General features: G+C 49.7%; 13 protein-coding genes. 6 read left to right on the forward strand and 7 right to left on the reverse strand.

Annotation, left to right across the window (positions count from 1 at the left end; translation table 11 throughout):
• Positions 1 to 212: 212 nt before the first annotated feature.
• The 3 genes from ACN4EG_RS12170 to ACN4EG_RS12180 form a co-directional block, all read right to left on the reverse strand.
• Positions 213 to 674 carry a TM2 domain-containing protein gene (locus tag ACN4EG_RS12170; RefSeq protein ID WP_431629763.1) on the reverse strand — a complete coding sequence of 154 codons (462 nt, stop codon included), beginning with the start codon at positions 672 to 674 and terminating at the stop codon, positions 213 to 215.
• A gap of 186 nt (positions 675 to 860) precedes the next feature.
• Complete coding sequence (locus tag ACN4EG_RS12175) at positions 861 to 1,151, reverse strand: hypothetical protein (RefSeq protein ID WP_431629764.1); 291 nt, start codon at positions 1,149 to 1,151, stop codon at positions 861 to 863.
• Positions 1,152 to 1,246: 95 nt separating this feature from the next.
• The gene (locus tag ACN4EG_RS12180; RefSeq protein WP_431629765.1) at positions 1,247 to 3,421 is read right to left on the reverse strand and encodes a protein kinase domain-containing protein; all 2,175 of its coding nucleotides are present in this window, start codon (positions 3,419 to 3,421) and stop codon (positions 1,247 to 1,249) included.
• Between the two features lie 518 nt (positions 3,422 to 3,939).
• On the opposite strand from ACN4EG_RS12180, the gene ACN4EG_RS12185 reads away from it, so the two are divergent.
• The 3 genes from ACN4EG_RS12185 (at position 3,940) to ACN4EG_RS12195 (ending at position 6,061) form a co-directional block, all read left to right on the forward strand.
• A complete protein-coding gene (locus ACN4EG_RS12185; RefSeq protein WP_431629766.1) occupies positions 3,940 to 4,254 on the forward strand; it encodes a MoaD/ThiS family protein in 315 nt (104 codons plus the stop codon).
• A gap of 129 nt (positions 4,255 to 4,383) precedes the next feature.
• On the forward strand, positions 4,384 to 5,691 hold the full coding sequence (thrC, locus tag ACN4EG_RS12190) for a threonine synthase (RefSeq protein WP_431629767.1): 1,308 nt from the start codon (positions 4,384 to 4,386) through the stop codon (positions 5,689 to 5,691).
• Between the two features lie 94 nt (positions 5,692 to 5,785).
• The gene (locus ACN4EG_RS12195; protein WP_431629768.1) at positions 5,786 to 6,061 is read left to right on the forward strand and encodes a MoaD/ThiS family protein; all 276 of its coding nucleotides are present in this window, start codon (positions 5,786 to 5,788) and stop codon (positions 6,059 to 6,061) included.
• A 330-nt stretch (positions 6,062 to 6,391) separates the two neighbouring features.
• On the opposite strand, the gene ACN4EG_RS12200 is transcribed toward ACN4EG_RS12195, so the two are convergent.
• The 3 genes from ACN4EG_RS12200 to cysS form a co-directional block, all read right to left on the reverse strand.
• On the reverse strand, positions 6,392 to 7,774 hold the full coding sequence (locus tag ACN4EG_RS12200) for a TldD/PmbA family protein (RefSeq protein WP_431629770.1): 1,383 nt from the start codon (positions 7,772 to 7,774) through the stop codon (positions 6,392 to 6,394).
• The gene (locus ACN4EG_RS12205; protein WP_431629772.1) at positions 7,771 to 9,210 is read right to left on the reverse strand and encodes a TldD/PmbA family protein; all 1,440 of its coding nucleotides are present in this window, start codon (positions 9,208 to 9,210) and stop codon (positions 7,771 to 7,773) included. Before ACN4EG_RS12205 ends, ACN4EG_RS12200 begins: the two co-directional genes overlap by 4 nt.
• Before the next feature lie 877 nt (positions 9,211 to 10,087).
• Positions 10,088 to 11,551, reverse strand: a complete 1,464-nt coding sequence (gene cysS / locus ACN4EG_RS12210; protein WP_431629773.1) for a cysteine--tRNA ligase — start codon at positions 11,549 to 11,551, stop codon at positions 10,088 to 10,090.
• Positions 11,552 to 12,069: 518 nt separating this feature from the next.
• Between cysS and ACN4EG_RS12215 the strand changes: the two genes are divergently transcribed.
• From ACN4EG_RS12215 to dtd, 3 genes are all read left to right on the forward strand, one after another.
• Positions 12,070 to 13,299, forward strand: a complete 1,230-nt coding sequence (locus tag ACN4EG_RS12215) for a CobW family GTP-binding protein (RefSeq protein ID WP_431629775.1) — start codon at positions 12,070 to 12,072, stop codon at positions 13,297 to 13,299.
• 91 nt (positions 13,300 to 13,390) lie between these two features.
• The gene (locus ACN4EG_RS12220) at positions 13,391 to 13,702 is read left to right on the forward strand and encodes a (2Fe-2S) ferredoxin domain-containing protein (protein ID WP_431629776.1); all 312 of its coding nucleotides are present in this window, start codon (positions 13,391 to 13,393) and stop codon (positions 13,700 to 13,702) included.
• Between the two features lie 98 nt (positions 13,703 to 13,800).
• Positions 13,801 to 14,268 (forward strand): D-aminoacyl-tRNA deacylase, encoded by a 468-nt coding sequence (dtd, locus tag ACN4EG_RS12225; protein ID WP_431629777.1) that lies wholly within the window; start codon positions 13,801 to 13,803, stop codon positions 14,266 to 14,268.
• Positions 14,269 to 14,325: 57 nt separating this feature from the next.
• On the opposite strand, the gene cpdA is transcribed toward dtd, so the two are convergent.
• Positions 14,326 to 15,126, reverse strand: a complete 801-nt coding sequence (gene cpdA / locus ACN4EG_RS12230) for a 3',5'-cyclic-AMP phosphodiesterase (protein ID WP_431629778.1) — start codon at positions 15,124 to 15,126, stop codon at positions 14,326 to 14,328.
• Between the last annotated feature and the right edge of the window lie 472 nt (positions 15,127 to 15,598).

The raw sequence follows: 15,598 nt of genomic DNA on the forward strand, positions 1-15,598 counted from the left end.
CCAGTTCTTGCTCGGCCATCGTTTGTCCGCCAATGCCTAATCCTTGCACCACTTTTGCCATGAATTGACGTCGGGCACTGCCCTGTAACTGCTCGGATGTTTCCTTGAACAGCGATTTGAGTGCTGCCGTCAGTTGAATGCTGCCTGCTTCCATTGCTTGCTTTTGGGAACTCGCCCTCTATATTATAGGATGATTTATTCCGTGGAATGCTCTAAATGTCAAAGTGATAGCGAATCGCGCCTGTTTGTGGATCATTAGCAATCTCCGCACAACCCACCCGCACCGCTTCCAGCAACAGTTCCTTGACCTGTTCCGGCTCTAGCTCGGTATAAATCGCAGCTTGGGCGATCGACAGTTGGCCTTGGTGATGTTTTGCAGCTTGTAGAAGCTTCTGCATAGGCGTGACCATGGGCACAGCGGGTTGAACTGCCCGCTCTAGCTCATGGGCGACTAAATGCCGAATTTTTTGCTGTTGAAGCACAGCGTTGCGATCGGCCACTAATTTGGGAATCAAGACGAGATCAACCAATTGCCCAATACCAAATAGCCCGAAGGTGAACAAATAAATTAATCCACTAATCGGACGGTTGGTATAGAACCGCTGTACACCACAGATCCCTAAAAAACAAAGGAGCCAGAGTAAATAAGCGGTTCCTGAATTCACGGTTTCCATAGACTCACCTTCCCATCTCACCTAGTGGCTGATCTCGGGTCACGATCGTTCCGTTACCTCATCCGATCGGCCCATTACCAAATCGTCCCAGTACAGTCCTAACGCACTGCAATGATCTACATCAGTCCAACCCCTCAATTCGCAATTAATCTTTGAAGTTGTTGATTGCAATTGTTGCTTGAAGCTTTACAGATCTGCTTGCCAATCGGGACAGGAAGAATTCTGTTGCCAACCCATGGGATGGAAACCACAGACCAACAACGATCGCTGCGCCCGATCCAAGCCATAGGCCACACCGTGGTAGTGCATGCAACCTTGACAGACGATCGGCTGCACAAAAAACGTCGGCGACTCCGGGTCTGGATCCTGGGAAAATCCCTGCTGCGATCGTAAAATGTGCTGCTGGCGATAGTGTCGAGCCCAGGCTCGATAGCCAGAGCGACGATAAAGATAGTCAAACGAACGAGCGGCGTTCATAGCACCTCCAGGAAATTCAATCCCTTTTTGGGTGAGGTCGTTTGGGTGAGGTCGTTGTGGGTGAGGTTGTTGTGGGTGAGGTCGTTGACTCAATCCTAAAACTTCATCGACCAAATCCGCACCGTACTATCCGAACCCGCCGAGGCAAACCAGCGTTGATTGGGACTAATGGCGATGGCATTCACGGGACTAGTATGATCCATCAACGTCACCACAGGATCCCCCGTCGATAATCGCCACACTCGCACGCTTTTATCACTACTACCACTGATTAAAAATCGTCCATCGGGACTCATGGCAACTGCATTGACCGTATCCATATTGCCTTGCAGCGATCGAATTAACTCCCCAGTTTGCGTATTCCAAATTTTGATCGATCGATCCTTACTACCACTGGCCAAAAATCGCCCATTTTCGCTCATCGTGACCGAAATAACGGAATTCACATGTCCGGTGAGGGTTTGCACCAGCGTCCCTGCATTCAAATTCCAGACTTTAATTTGATTATCCAGTCCTCCACTAGCAATGAATTGACCATTGGCACTAATGCAAACAGATTTCACCATGGCCGCAACCCCTGGAAAACTCCGCAGCAGTTCCCCCGTACTCAGTCGCCAAATACAGACAGTGCGATCCTCAGAACCACTGGCAATAAATTGACCATTGGGACTCACCGCAATTGAGGTCACATCCCGGATATGCCCCTTTAAGACCCGCAGCAACCGACCGGACGAGGTATCCCATAATTTAATCGTCGTATCATCACTACAACTAACGATCGTTTTGCCATCGGGGGTAAAGGCTAAGCCATTGACGGGTTTGTGATGCCCTTCCAGCACCATCATTTGGTTGCCACTCACCAAATCCCAAACAATAATGCGATTGTCTAACCCAGCACTAACCAAGACCTGTCCATTGGGACTCGCGGCTAGGGCCAAAATCCAGGAGGAATGCCCCTTCAGCACATTAATGCACAATGAATCGCTATCTCCCCCCGTCGCCCGAGGGCCAGAAGCAGCCTGGGCATTCGAAAATCGCTCCGGCAGAGATTGAGGCGACTTGGGTACACCAGACGGTCGGCTCGGAGGAATTGAGGGACTGTTAGACGGGAGATTGGATAGGGGGGGGCCGCTACTAATCCGTTGGAAAGATGGGGGCGTTCCTGAGACACCTGTCGTTCCCGGTTGCGAAGGAGAACCAGTCAGGGGATGAACACGAAACCCCGTCGTTGGTAGATCACTAATACTATCCGAGAGAAGATCGCCGGAAGTTGGTTGCCCACTCGAGGCTTGTTGGGAAAGGGGCAACTGCGTCACATTTGACGAGGATTGGGAGGTCGATGACCTTTTCTCAGAATTAATCAAGGGTTGAGAAAGCGCGACCCGCAAGTCTTGCATCACTTCTGCAGCGGATTGGTATCGCTCTCCTACGAGATCCTTCAGCATGCGATCGAGGATGCGCCCAATCCCTTCGGTAAAGGTGACGCCCCGCTGTTCCAAACTCTCCCGCCATAGCCATCGCCCCCGCAGGGGATCGTAGAGTTCCTCTGGCTTGGTTTGGGTCATCAAATATAGGCAAGTTGCACCCAAGCTGTAGATATCGCTGGCGGGATAGGCACAACCGCTGCGGAGTTGTTCGATCGGTGCATACCCTTCCGTGCCAATTTTGGTGCCGGGTTGAATAGAAGTCCCGCTCTCTTGCAGTAATTTAGCCACCCCAAAGTCAATCAGGACGAGGCGATGATCTAATTTTCGACGAATAATATTTGCGGGGGTAATGTCCCGGTGAATCACATTGCGATCGTGGACAAATTTTAAAATCGGCAGTAGCCCCGCTAGGACTTCCCGAATTTTCTGCTCGCCAAAGCACCCTGTTTTAGCTAACTCCTGAGCTAGGGTCGGCCCTTCAATGAATTGCTGAACTAAGTATAGGCGACTATCCTGCTCAAAGTAGGCCAACAGGGCAGGAATATGAGGATGTTCCCCCAACTCATAGAGACGCATCGCCTCCTGCTCGAACAACTGAATAGCCTTTTCCAGCGCCTTAGTCCCCTTAAGTTGGGGTGAAAACTGTTTAATGACACATTTTGCCTTGAGCCGATCCTCATCCACTGCCAAAAAGGTCTTACCAAATCCCCCCTGTCCTAAGGTACGCAAGACACGATAGCGGGCTCGAAGCAGAGGCACCAACTTCTTACCACAGCTTTCGCAGTGCTCAACACCGTCGGGATTGAGCGGTTGCTTACAGTCAGGATTCAAACAGTAAATCATAGGGAAGGAGCACTCTGGAAATCAGGAGAAGGACGGATTCAAAAAATCCGATCGGCAACGGTCAACAACAAGTTAGGGAACTACCCGTTATTGGCAACGGTCGGCAACGGTCAGCAACAAATTTCAGCAACAGATTAGGCACCATCTCTAGTCATTCTACTTCCGATACCTCCGACGATATTGAATGCCGCTACAGAAAACTGTGGAGAAGTTGAGGGGATGATGGACGATCGACTGAAAATAGTGTCAACCCCAGCATAGTATTAACCCCAGCTTTGCAGCTCTAGGGTACTGGGTAGAGATCTAGATGATGTAGATCTAGATTACTGGAGCACCAGCCTCCGTGGCTCAAGCACCCACAAATAGCCTACACAGGGCTCAAGCACGTGAGTCCATCACTGAAAGCATCGCGTAATCGATATCGCCCCCCTGAGCATCCTGGGACGAAGATCGCGTGACAATGAGAGCTAAGAGGTCAGACAAACTCAGAAATATCAAGGCATACCGAGAGGTTGATTATGCCTGAAATGAGTCAGTTTGAAACAAAACAGCCGAAAATTCACCCCGTTGAGACAGCAGACACTATGATTCACATCACGATTAAGCTCTTTGCGGTGTATCAAGAAGCCTACGGTTGTGCCGAACTCCATTGGCAGCTCCCGCAAGGTCTGACCGTGGGAGATCTGTTCGATCGTGTCCTTACCGAACAACCGCAGTTGGAAGCTTGGCGCAGCTTCACTCAATTTGGGGTAAATTGCGCCTTTGTTTCCCCAGAAACCTTGCTTCAGGAAGGTGACGAAGTGGTTCTCATCCCCCCCGTTAGTGGGGGTTAAGCAGACAGTCAAATCAATCCCGACCAAAAAAGTCGGCTATATTTGACGTGCGTAAAAACCCCGTGATACTATCAGTGCTCAAATACAGTGAAAAACCGCAAAGCCCTTACCTAACGGGAGTTTTAAGCCATGACCACCACCGTTTCCCTAAACAATACGCAAACCTTTACTGCGGCCTTTGAATCACTCAAGTGTAAAGAGTGCGGGGCTGAATACGAAGCCAAAGCAATTCACGTGTGCGAACTGTGCTTTGGCCCGTTGGAAGTGAAGTATGACTACGAAAAGCTCAAGCAGACCGTTAGCCGCGAAACGATCGAGGCTGGCCCCAACTCCATCTGGCGGTACCGGGCCTTTCTACCCGTGGCCACCGAGAACTACATTGATGTGGGAACGGGGATGACTCCTCTGCTAGAGGCGAACCGTCTTGCCCGTCGTTTGGGGTTGAAAAAGCTTTACATCAAGAACGATGCCGTCAACATGCCGACCCTCAGCTTCAAGGATCGGGTGGTTTCGGTAGCACTCTCCCGGGCTCGTGAATTGGGTTTCACCACGGTTTCCTGCGCCAGCACCGGAAACTTGGCTAACTCCACCGCTGCGATCGCAGCCCATGCCGGATTAGACTGCTGCGTCTTCATTCCTTCTGATCTGGAAGCGGGAAAGGTGTTGGGAACGCTGATTTATAACCCCACCGTGATGGCGGTGCATGGTAACTACGACCAGGTCAACCGTCTCTGCTCAGAAGTGGCCAATACCCACGGTTGGGGCTTTGTGAATATTAACCTGCGGCCCTACTACTCCGAAGGTTCTAAGACCCTGGGCTACGAAGTCATTGAGCAACTGGGTTGGCAACTGCCTGACCACATCGTCGCACCGTTGGCCTCGGGATCGCTCTACACCAAGATTTACAAAGGTTTCCGTGAGTTCGTAGAAGTGGGCTTAGTGGAGGACAAGCATGTTCGTTTCAGCGGGGCTCAGGCTGAGGGTTGCTCCCCCATTGCCAGCGCCTTCCGCGAGAACCGCGACTTCATTTCTCCGGTGAAACCTAACACCATTGCCAAATCCATTGCGATCGGGAATCCTGCTGATGGCGTTTATGCCCTTGATATTGCCAAGAAAACCAATGGCAACATCGAGTCGGTCACTGACGCCGAAGTGGTAGATGGCATCAAGCTGCTGGCAGAAACGGAAGGCATTTTCACGGAAACAGCGGGCGGTACCACGATCGCCACCCTGAAGAAGCTGGTAGAAGCAGGCAAAATTGATCCCGAAGAAGTCACGGTTGTCTACATTACGGGTAATGGCCTCAAGACCCAAGAGGCCGTTCAAGGCTACATCGGCGAACCCCTGACGATCGAACCCAAGTTAGATAGCTTTGAGCGTGCCCTGGAGCGGTCTCGCACCTTGGATCGTTTAGAGTGGCAGCAAGTTCTGGTGTAAGTTAAGAGGTTGAGTTTGAGGTTCTGGGTTCCACTACGGTTGCCCAGAATCTAAGTTTGTCCATCTATCCTTCCTAGCAGTAATTTTTCGAGACATGGCAATCAAGGTTCTAATTCCCACCCCTTTGCAAAAGTTTGTTGGCGACCAAGCCGCGATCGAATGTAATGCTGACACGATCGCTCAACTGGTTGATGAACTGGAAAGCAAGCATCCCGGCATCAAGGCTCGGCTGTGCGATGACAGCGGTAAGCTACGTCGCTTCGTCAACTTCTACCTCAACAGCGAAGATATTCGCTTTATGGAGAATGAAGAAACGGCTTTGAACGATGGCGATGAAGTGAGCATTGTTCCTGCGATCGCAGGGGGTTGACTCCCTGGCCAACGCTCAAGGGATGGGGTTTCGGAGTTAGGAGATTAGTCGATGCCTTCGAGCATTTCTATCGAGGCTCAGCTCCCCACCTCAGTTCAGCCCTAGGGTAACAACAGAATTAAAAGCTGCACGAACGCGGCACAACCGATGCATATCCGTTCAGCAGTTTATAACAAGTGGTTTTCACTGTACTTTAGGACTTGGAAGGTCATGCTTCCAGTCCTTTTTTTTATGAGGGGAGCAGGGCTGCTTCTGCCGACGGTTTGCCCGCTCCCCATAACCCATCCATCTAAGACATTTCCCCGCTTGCTGCTCCTTGCAGCCTCCGATCTATAACGTATAGGTCAGGTCTTCAATCAACATCCCCGGTGCCCAAGTGCCCCCCATCGATCGGTGCCCATAGGTACCCACTTCGGGCATATACAACTGATGCGCAGTCAGTGCCAGCAAATTATCTCCCCAAAACGTATAAAAACTATCGTCAAAGCGCAGATTTTCGATCGGAGCTACGAGTTCCCCCCCTTCAACCCAGAAACAGGCATAGCGGGTCATCCCCGTCATCCGGCCCGTGGGTCGATCGCTCCAGTTGAGATAGTGCAGGTTGGAAATATACAACCCCGTATCTAAGGCCGATAAAATTTGATCTTCTGCGAGATCCCCAGGAGCAATATCCGGCGATCGTAGATTTTCGCCCTCTGCTGCGCCATTGGCCACCAGTTGATACTCCTTAGCCGTTTTTGCAGAAATCAGCGTATTGGTCAACACCCCGTTCTGAATAATGGGAAGCACCGCTGGCGCAATTTCTCCAAATTCGTTAAAGCGAGGAACCGAGCCATGGGAGAAATTCTCCCGTAGTGTAAATTTTGGAGATAATCGCTTCTCGCCGCTGCGCATCACCCCAAAGCAACTATTGCCTTGTTGGATATCGGCTTCACTCACTCCTCCCCAGGACATCATATAGACCATTTCGGCGATCGCCGCAGGGGCTAAGTAGGTGCGATACTGCCCCCGATCGATCCGGCGGGGCGATCGGGAAAGGCGCTGGAGCTGACGCCGAGAATTTTGAATGGTTTCCCAATAGGCCGCTTGATCCCAATCCCGTCCCGCAAAGGTTCCCTTGACAGCCATGCCCGCTGCCGTAAACATCGAATAATCCAGGGAAAACGTTTCCGTCGCGAACCAATGGAACTGTCCCTGGGAATCCGCATAGGCCCGAACCATCAGCCCTCCAGCATAGATGCCTGCAAAATCCACCTCCGCAACGGCGGGCAGAATTTCCGTCACTAATTTCTGAATGGGTAAGACCGTTCCAAAGTGGACTTCATAGCTATGCTGATTCCCCTGAGGCAAAACGAGGTAGGGATTTTCGGGTAATTGGGGTAATTCCCAACGTAAAAACTCGAGGGTCGCTGAAACAGTTGCTTGATCGGTCAGCCAATCCCCAGTTAATGGAAATTCTCGAGAACTACTGCGTTGATTCGCGATCCAGCCCAGGCGAAGAATCGCATCCTCAACCTGACCTGTTTGTCGAACTTTCGCTTGATTAAACCGTGTAAATTGACTCTTTTCCGCAATTAATGTAAGGGTAAAGTGCTCCTGGCCTTGTCGCTGGTGGTTTAAATACTCGACAATCCGCTGAAAAGCAGTTTCCAAATTGTACGCAAGATCAATAGACTGACGCGACACTAGCCGCTGGGGCATTACCAAATTCATGCGCCTCCTCCAAACACCTCAACATTTGCAAACGCCGCTGCCGGAGAACCATGGCCAACGGAAATAATTTGATTGGGTTCTCCTTTGCCACAACTGGGAGTTCCATACATTTGCCAAGACTGCCGATCGCCCACTTGCACCAAACTGTTCCAAAATTGAGGCGTGATGCCTCGATAGTTGGGATTGCGCAGCGTTCTTGTGAATTGCCCATTTTCAATCAGCTTGGCATATTCACAACTGAACTGAAATTTGTGGCGTTGGTCATCGATAGACCACGATCGATTCGCTTCCATGTAAATGCCACGCTCAATTCTGGCAATCATATCGGCAAAGGCGGTTTCTCCTGGTTCTAGGTTGAGATTGGCCATCCGATCGATTGGAGGACGGTTCCAAGTACTCGCGCGGGCACAGGCAACCCCCGGTACACCAAGACGATTTTGACTTTCCAGACTGCCTAATCCCCGTTGTAAAATGCCATCCCGAATCAGGAATTCCCGCTCCGCAGGCACCCCAGTATCATCAAAGGCATAGCTGGCATATTCTCCAGCGATCGTGGGATCAAACGTAATATTCATCAACGGTGATCCATAGACCAAGTGACCAAAGTCCTCAGGCTTCACAAAACTGCCGCCTGCATAATTGCGTTCATCACCCAGAATACGATCGAGCTCCAACGGATGCCCCACACTCTCATGGATTTGCAATAGCATTTGGTCTGGTGCCAACACTAGCGTTGTCGTTTCCGTTGGACATTCTTCTGCCGTTAGCAATTCAATCGATTGCTCGCCAATACTTTGAACTCGTTGCCATAAGTCATCCTCGACAAAAAATTCTAACCCGCCTTGATAACACCGCGCAAACCAGCCATGATCCGATCGGCGCTGTACACACAGTCCCTCCTGAGCCGTGGCGGCATAATCGGTTCCCACACGAAAGAAGCGTTGATAAACTTGGGAACCATTGCTACTGACGAACCAGGCTTCGGTTTCCGTGGTCATGGTAGCGGCACTGGTTTGCACAACTTGGTCGCTGACCCGTAGCCGTTGGCAAATTTGCATCAGAACAGCATAGAGTTCGCTAGGAGCCAGCGCATCAAAGTCTGTGATTAAGGGTGACACATACTGCCCGACCACTTTTGGGCGAGCAGCAACTGTGATGGGATAAAGATTCCAGTCACTCGCCGCGATCGCCTGATAGTAGGCATCCCAAAGGGCCGATCTCACCCGATCGGGATGCAGGGAATTGGTTGCCGCATAGCCCAGTTGGCCTTTCACCAAAACTTCCACCATGATGCCTTGGCTCAAGGTGCTGCCATTGCTTTCTGGTAGGCCATCCCGAACGGTACGGGTGGTGATCGTTTCTTTAACCGATCGTAGACCTATCCAGTCCACGGGTAAATCAACGGATTGGATCAGAGATTCAAGTTCAGCAATCATGCCTGTGGTAGACGCTCACTGAGGTAACGATTTTCAGCTAGACTCGGATGCCAGTTTCCCTATCAAAAATTAATTGACAGGAATTTAATTCTAATCGCAGAATTACACAGGCGAGGTGGGTAGAAACTCGGCTTGTAGGTTGATTCATAGAATTGCTTCTCCTGCAAAGGCAGTGACACATACTATGAATCAAATCATTAACTTGACCAGCAATCGCCCGTCAAATTAAGACTGAGAAGTCTCCATATTCTACGCCAAACCCTTTCCTAGGCAAGCCTCTGTCGGTAGAATCTGGTATTTCGATCAACCAGAAGTGCAAAATTTTTCTGGCTAATAATTTAGAAAAAGCAGTGTAGAGATTAGTTTAAATTTAATTATTCGTTTAAAAGCATTCTAATTAACTTTTAAACAATGATTCCCCGATTTAAAAGGACTCAATCTTGTGCTTTTCATAATTTCTCTTGCCCGGTTGGTCAACTGGGATGGAGTTATTAACTTGCTAAGAAAGTCACTCGCGAAGAAAAGACCAAAGGCAGAAAGGCGTTGAAAATATTCAACAAGCCACCCGCCATCCCTTCGCTCCCAAGAAAAATCCTTCTTTTAACCAAAACGTTCTTGACATTCCAGAGACTCCTGTATAAATCCGCCTCACTACAATTTCACGATGTCGCTTTTCAGCATCATTGCTATACCTGTTCCATGGCTCTTCACTCCCCAACCCATTGGCTCTTGTAGCTGCTCTTGATAAAGCATCTCCCTCTCCATTAAGGGGGACAATCGAGGAAATAATTGGGGACAAAAGAAACTCCATGCAGACTGAGATTATTTAGACTTAGACTATTCAAACTTACACCATCGAGACTCAGACGACTTAGACCTATACCGTTCGGTGCCAACGAGTTTCCCCCCCCGGCTGATCGATCAAACTAACGCCTTGAGCTTGTAGTTCATTACGGATCCGATCTGCTTCGGCGAAATCCTTTACTTTTTTCGCTGCCGATCGCTGGGCAATGAGGGCTACGATAGCATCTTCCGACAAACCCGACTTTGCCTCCTCTTCTTTTGCGATCGGTTGCACCCCCAGCCCCAAGACATCCGCTAGAGCCACTAAGGTATGCCATTGTACCTCCAGTTGGTCGGACGCAGTTGCTGTCTGCCCTTGGTGAATCAGCAGATTCACTTCCCGCTGCAATTTTTTGGCAAGGTCAAATAAAACAGCGAGCGCCCCTGCGGTGTTGATATCGTCATCCATGGAGCTTTGGAATGCAGCGATCGCCTGGGGATCCAATTTATCCTGGGGCCAAGCAGTCGCCACATTCTGCCAACCCAATTGGGTACCCGCTTCGTAACCAAACAGTAGACCTTCCTTGAGGGTTTTCCAGCCATTATTAGCTGCCGCGATCGCCTCATCGGTGAAGTCGATCGGCTTGCGGTACTGAGCACCCAGCACGAATAAGCGCATCACCATGGGATCCACGCCCCCTTTATCCAGTAAATCGCGAATCGTGGTGAAGTTCCCCAGGGATTTGGACATTTTTTCGCCGCCAACGTTAACCATACCGTTGTGCAGCCAGTAATTAGCTAGGGGTTTCCCTGTGGCAGCTTCGGACTGGGCAATTTCATTTTCGTGGTGCGGAAAAATCAGATCACCTCCGCCGACGTGAATATCGATCGAATCTCCTAGGCGATCGCGCACCATGGCTGAGCATTCGATGTGCCAGCCGGGACGGCCCTTGCCCCAAGGCGATTCCCAAAAGGGTTCCCCCGGTTTGGCTGCCTTCCACAGGGCAAAGTCAAAGGGATCCTTCTTTTTCACCGCTTCCTCATCCACACGGCCACTGGCTCCGGCTTCCAAGTCCTCGAGCTTGCGACCGGACAGCTTACCGTAGTCCGCCTTAGATCGCACGGCGTAATAGACATCTCCATCGGTAGCATAGGCGATCCCCTTGGTTTCTAACTCGTGGATCAGGCGCTGAATGCCGTCTATTGTATGGGTGGCACGGGGATATTCGTCGGCACGGCGAATGTTCAGCCGATCCATGTCCTCAAAATAGGCCGCAATGTATTTCTCCGATACAGCGTCCATAGTGGATCCTTCTTCCCTAGCACGCCGTAAAATTTTGTCGTCAATGTCCGTAAAATTTTGCACATACTGCACTTGGTAGCCACGCCATTCCAGGTAGCGCCGCACCGTATCCCAGGCAATGTACGATCGGGCATGTCCCAGGTGGCAGTAGTCGTAAACCGTGACCCCGCAGCAATACATCTTTACCGTCCCTGGTTCCAAGGGCTGGAAGGCTTCTTTCCGACGGGTTAGGGTGTTATACAGGGTCAGGGACATAATTGATACTCAGCGATAGCAAAAACAGCGATAGCAAACAATGAGGAGAGGCTACTTCAATAAATATAGACAACGTAGACAACTCAGAATAGACAACTCAGATCGAGTTGCTGAATCTACAAACCCTACTACATCCCCAGCTACATCAGAGATGCTGGCTAGAGCGCTCATCGGTTCGTGATAGTCAAATATAGACAGAGATTGCTACCTTCGGTGAATCGATCGATTTCAGTTCAACCCCGATTCAGTGCATCCCTCAACGTAACAAGTTAAGGCGATCGTCTGGATCTCGCGATTGAGCTCGGAAAAATGATCATCCCTAGGCTCCAGCCCAGGACTGGATCCAAGTCAGATCCCGTAGGCAATTCACTTGAACTTTCACAACCTGACAGTTGCTTAAGGTAAGCTAGACCATGGGTAGGTGCGGTGACTTTGATAGCCCGATCGCACCGATCGCGTACAACGATCGCCCCAAAGTATATTCCAGTGTAACTACTTTCTGTTGCTGCAAACTTGCCATGTCTTCAGTTGCTGTTCTCGACACAATGGATACGCCTAAAACCGGGATGCCCGTCACCATCATTACCGGATTTTTGGGCAGCGGAAAAACCACCCTGCTGAACCATATTCTGTCGAACCAGCAAGGGCTGAGAACCGCTGTGTTAGTCAACGAGTTTGGCGAAATTGGCATTGATAACGAGCTGATTATTCAAACCGACGAAGACAATACAATGGTGGAACTCAGCAATGGTTGCATCTGCTGCACCATTAATGAGGATTTGGTCAATGCGGTCTATAACGTTCTGGAGCGATCGGACAAGATCGACTACCTCGTAGTGGAAACGACGGGTTTGGCCGATCCGCTACCCGTAGCCCTAACCTTTTTGGGATCGGAATTGCGGGATTTAACCCGGTTGGACTCCATTATTACTGTGGTGGATTCCGAAAACTTCAGTTTGGATTTGTTCAACAGCCAAGCAGCATACAGCCAATTGGCCTATGGCGATATTATCTTGCTCAACAAAGCAGATTTGGTAGATGAAGCAGATCTGGATTTGTTGGAAGTGCGGATCCGTGAAATGAAAGAAGGGGCCCGCATTCTCCGCACAACCAAGGGCAATGTGCCACTATCTTTACTCCTAAGCGTTGGGCTGTTTGCATCCGATCAGTATTTTGAGACTGAGTCCAACCAGTCGGAACACCACAGCCACGACCACAGCCACGACCATAGCCATGATCATCACGATCATTCCAATTGCGATCATGAGCATGGCCACTGTGAGCATGAACATCATGAACATGACCACGACCACGACCACAACCACGACCACGACCATTCCAACTGTGATCACGAGCATGGTCATTGCGAGCATGAGCACCACGGCCACCAGCACCACGGCCACCAGCACCACTCTGATCACCTAGAAATGGATGGCTTTACATCTTTGTCCTTCCAAAGCGATCGACCCTTTGCCATCAAGAAGTTTCAGCACTTCCTCGATAACCAATTACCCGAGAATGTGTTCCGTGCTAAAGGCATTCTGTGGTTTAGCGAAAGTCCAAAACGCCACATTTTCCACCTGAGTGGCAAGCGGTTCTCCCTAGATGATGATCAATGGAAAACCGACGATCGTAAAAACCAACTAGTTCTGATTGGTCAACAGCTTGATCACGAAACGCTACGGCAACAATTGAATGATTGTTTAACGACCGTGAGTCAGAGTCGTGGGAAAGGATTCGGGCGTTAATTCTTGTTGTTAACGCTAAAGTTTGCTCAGGGTTTCACTTGGTATTTGACTCAGTGCTTCAATCAGTGTTTCACCCAGTACTTTATTCAATATGACTATTCCTCGACGCCAAATCTTAGTCTGTCAATATCACAACTGCATGGCACGGGGTGCAGCAGAACTTTTGGATCAATGGCAAGCCCGATCGATTCCAGAAAATGTGCAAGTGGAGGCGAGTGGCTGCCTAGGCCAGTGTAATTTGGGGCCTTCAATGCAAGTTCTGCCGGATCAAATTTGGTATTGCGAGGTCAAGCCTCAGCATATTGAACAAATTGTCGAGCAACACCTGAAAAATAATCAGCCAGTTCGATCCCTGCTCAATCCCCGCTTTCACTTTGACTGGTCTCGCCTCCAAGAGTTATAAATCCTGCATTATCAATCCTGTTTGGGAAAACGGGACGACCTAGGGATGTAATAACTAGGGATGTAATAACTAGGGGCATAATAATATCGTCATCATCTATGAAAGTGATTGTGCAACGAGTATCTGCTTCCCAAGTCACGATCGCTGGAGAAGTGGTCGGCCAGATTGGGCGCGGACTCAATTTATTGGTGGGGATTACCGATAGCGATACCGAAGTCGAGTTGGATTGGATAGCGCAAAAATGTTTAGAACTGCGCATTTTTCCAGAGGGTGATGCAGGACGATTCGATCGCTCAGTACAGGATATTGCGGGAGAAATTCTCGTGGTTAGCCAATTTACCCTCTACGGCGATTGTCGCAAAGGCCGCCGCCCCTCCTTCGATCGAGCCGCTAGTCCAGGGTTGGCTGAAGGGCTCTACGATCGCTTTGTCGAAAAGTTGCGAGCCAGTGGCCTAAAGGTCGCAACCGGGAAATTTGGGGCCCAAATGCAGGTGACGATCGAGAATGATGGCCCAGTGACGTTAATCTTAGAACGTCATCATCCCAGTCTAGGAGTCTCCAACTGACTCACTTCAAGGCAAGCGGAGCGATCTTTGCATCACGACCTTTAATCCCCCCATGGCTTAGTAGCCGTCATGGCAAGCCATATCAACCTGGCGATCGTAGCTAACCCGATGCACGACACTCTGCCAAGACCCATCGGGGTAGAGATCCACAGACCGAAATCCTGGAGAGCAATCGTCCAGCGCAAAGGTCGCGCTCCCCTGCGCAAATTGGATACAAGTGGAAGGACAAGCTAAATAGGTCACTCCGTTACGCTCAATCTGAAACTCTTGATGAATATGTCCAAACAGAACGAGTTTGACCTGGGGATGACGATCGATGACCGCAAATAAATCATCGGGATTCTGTAGCGCACTATTATCTAGCCAGTCTGTCTCTAAGGAAAAGGGTGGATGGTGAAGAGAAAGGATCGTTGGGGTCTCGATAAATTGGCTGAGTTGGCGATCGAGCCAATCCAAGGTTTCCTGGGATAAATAGCCGGGAACGTCTCCTGGAATTTGAGAATTTAATAAAATGAATTGCCAATTGCCCCGCTGAAACTGCTTTTCTCCCAGAAAAGGAGCCTGGGTGAGGATTGGCAACATGTTTTCTAGACAATCATGATTGCCAGGGAGCCAGTAGATGGGCAAATCCAGCACCTTGAGGCTGGCATAAACATGTTCGTAGGAAACCAAGGAACCATCCTGGGAAACATCGCCCGTTAGCAAAATAAAGTCTGGCATTACGGGCAATTGCATGACCTGCCTAACGACATTGTCTAAGGACTCTGCCGTTGGAATACCAATTAAATTTTGATGACGCTCACGAAACAAGTGCGTATCCGTTAATTGGACGATTTTGAGGGGGGAAACAGGAACCATCAGTCATTTAAATCTATGGAACAGAGAAAAATATTGGCCACCAAGACATGAACCTATGAAAACTGACTTAAATTAGCCTTAAATTAGCTCAAAAGTTAACTCAGTGAGGAATCTGGCGCAGAAAATTGACCAAACCCAACCCCCACAATCACGAGCGCTCAGGATGGACAACCGCTAACGTCTGAACGTTGCAGTGAAAACCACCCTACATCAACCAAGTGACCTAAACCCAAAAACCCTCGAATAAGTGATTAATGAGTCAGATTTTTAGGGATTGGCAGCGTTTTTAACTGCTGTAGGACATTGAGTGAATCAGTCAGGAACAAGAAACTGAGTGAAGGTAGGCCGTGACGAACCTGATGAAGGTAATTGGCTCAACTCGTAGATTTTGGCTCAATTAGATTTTGGCTCAATAATGATAGGAGCCCCCGATCGGATCATCGGGTAATTGAATCAGATAGAGCACCTGAGA

Origin of the sequence: Alkalinema pantanalense CENA528, assembly GCF_050753345.1 — a bacterium.
Taxonomy (GTDB): Bacteria; Cyanobacteriota; Cyanobacteriia; order Leptolyngbyales; family Leptolyngbyaceae; genus Alkalinema; species Alkalinema pantanalense.

What these genes read in the sequence shown, in the direction of transcription:
- thrC (WP_431629767.1), top strand. Translation starts at nt 4,384, where the DNA reads ATGACCACCACCGTTTCCCTAAACAATACGCAAACCTTTACTGCGGCC.
- ACN4EG_RS12180 (WP_431629765.1), bottom strand. Translation starts at nt 3,421, where the DNA reads ATGATTTACTGTTTGAATCCTGACTGTAAGCAACCGCTCAATCCCGAC.
- cysS (WP_431629773.1), bottom strand. Translation starts at nt 11,551, where the DNA reads ATGTCCCTGACCCTGTATAACACCCTAACCCGTCGGAAAGAAGCCTTC.
- ACN4EG_RS12215 (WP_431629775.1), top strand. Translation starts at nt 12,070, where the DNA reads ATGTCTTCAGTTGCTGTTCTCGACACAATGGATACGCCTAAAACCGGG.
- ACN4EG_RS12205 (WP_431629772.1), bottom strand. Translation starts at nt 9,210, where the DNA reads ATGATTGCTGAACTTGAATCTCTGATCCAATCCGTTGATTTACCCGTG.
- ACN4EG_RS12200 (WP_431629770.1), bottom strand. Translation starts at nt 7,774, where the DNA reads ATGAATTTGGTAATGCCCCAGCGGCTAGTGTCGCGTCAGTCTATTGAT.
- ACN4EG_RS12175 (WP_431629764.1), bottom strand. Translation starts at nt 1,151, where the DNA reads ATGAACGCCGCTCGTTCGTTTGACTATCTTTATCGTCGCTCTGGCTAT.
- cpdA (WP_431629778.1), bottom strand. Translation starts at nt 15,126, where the DNA reads ATGGTTCCTGTTTCCCCCCTCAAAATCGTCCAATTAACGGATACGCAC.
- ACN4EG_RS12195 (WP_431629768.1), top strand. Translation starts at nt 5,786, where the DNA reads ATGGCAATCAAGGTTCTAATTCCCACCCCTTTGCAAAAGTTTGTTGGC.
- dtd (WP_431629777.1), top strand. Translation starts at nt 13,801, where the DNA reads ATGAAAGTGATTGTGCAACGAGTATCTGCTTCCCAAGTCACGATCGCT.
- ACN4EG_RS12170 (WP_431629763.1), bottom strand. Translation starts at nt 674, where the DNA reads ATGGAAACCGTGAATTCAGGAACCGCTTATTTACTCTGGCTCCTTTGT.
- ACN4EG_RS12185 (WP_431629766.1), top strand. Translation starts at nt 3,940, where the DNA reads ATGCCTGAAATGAGTCAGTTTGAAACAAAACAGCCGAAAATTCACCCC.
- ACN4EG_RS12220 (WP_431629776.1), top strand. Translation starts at nt 13,391, where the DNA reads ATGACTATTCCTCGACGCCAAATCTTAGTCTGTCAATATCACAACTGC.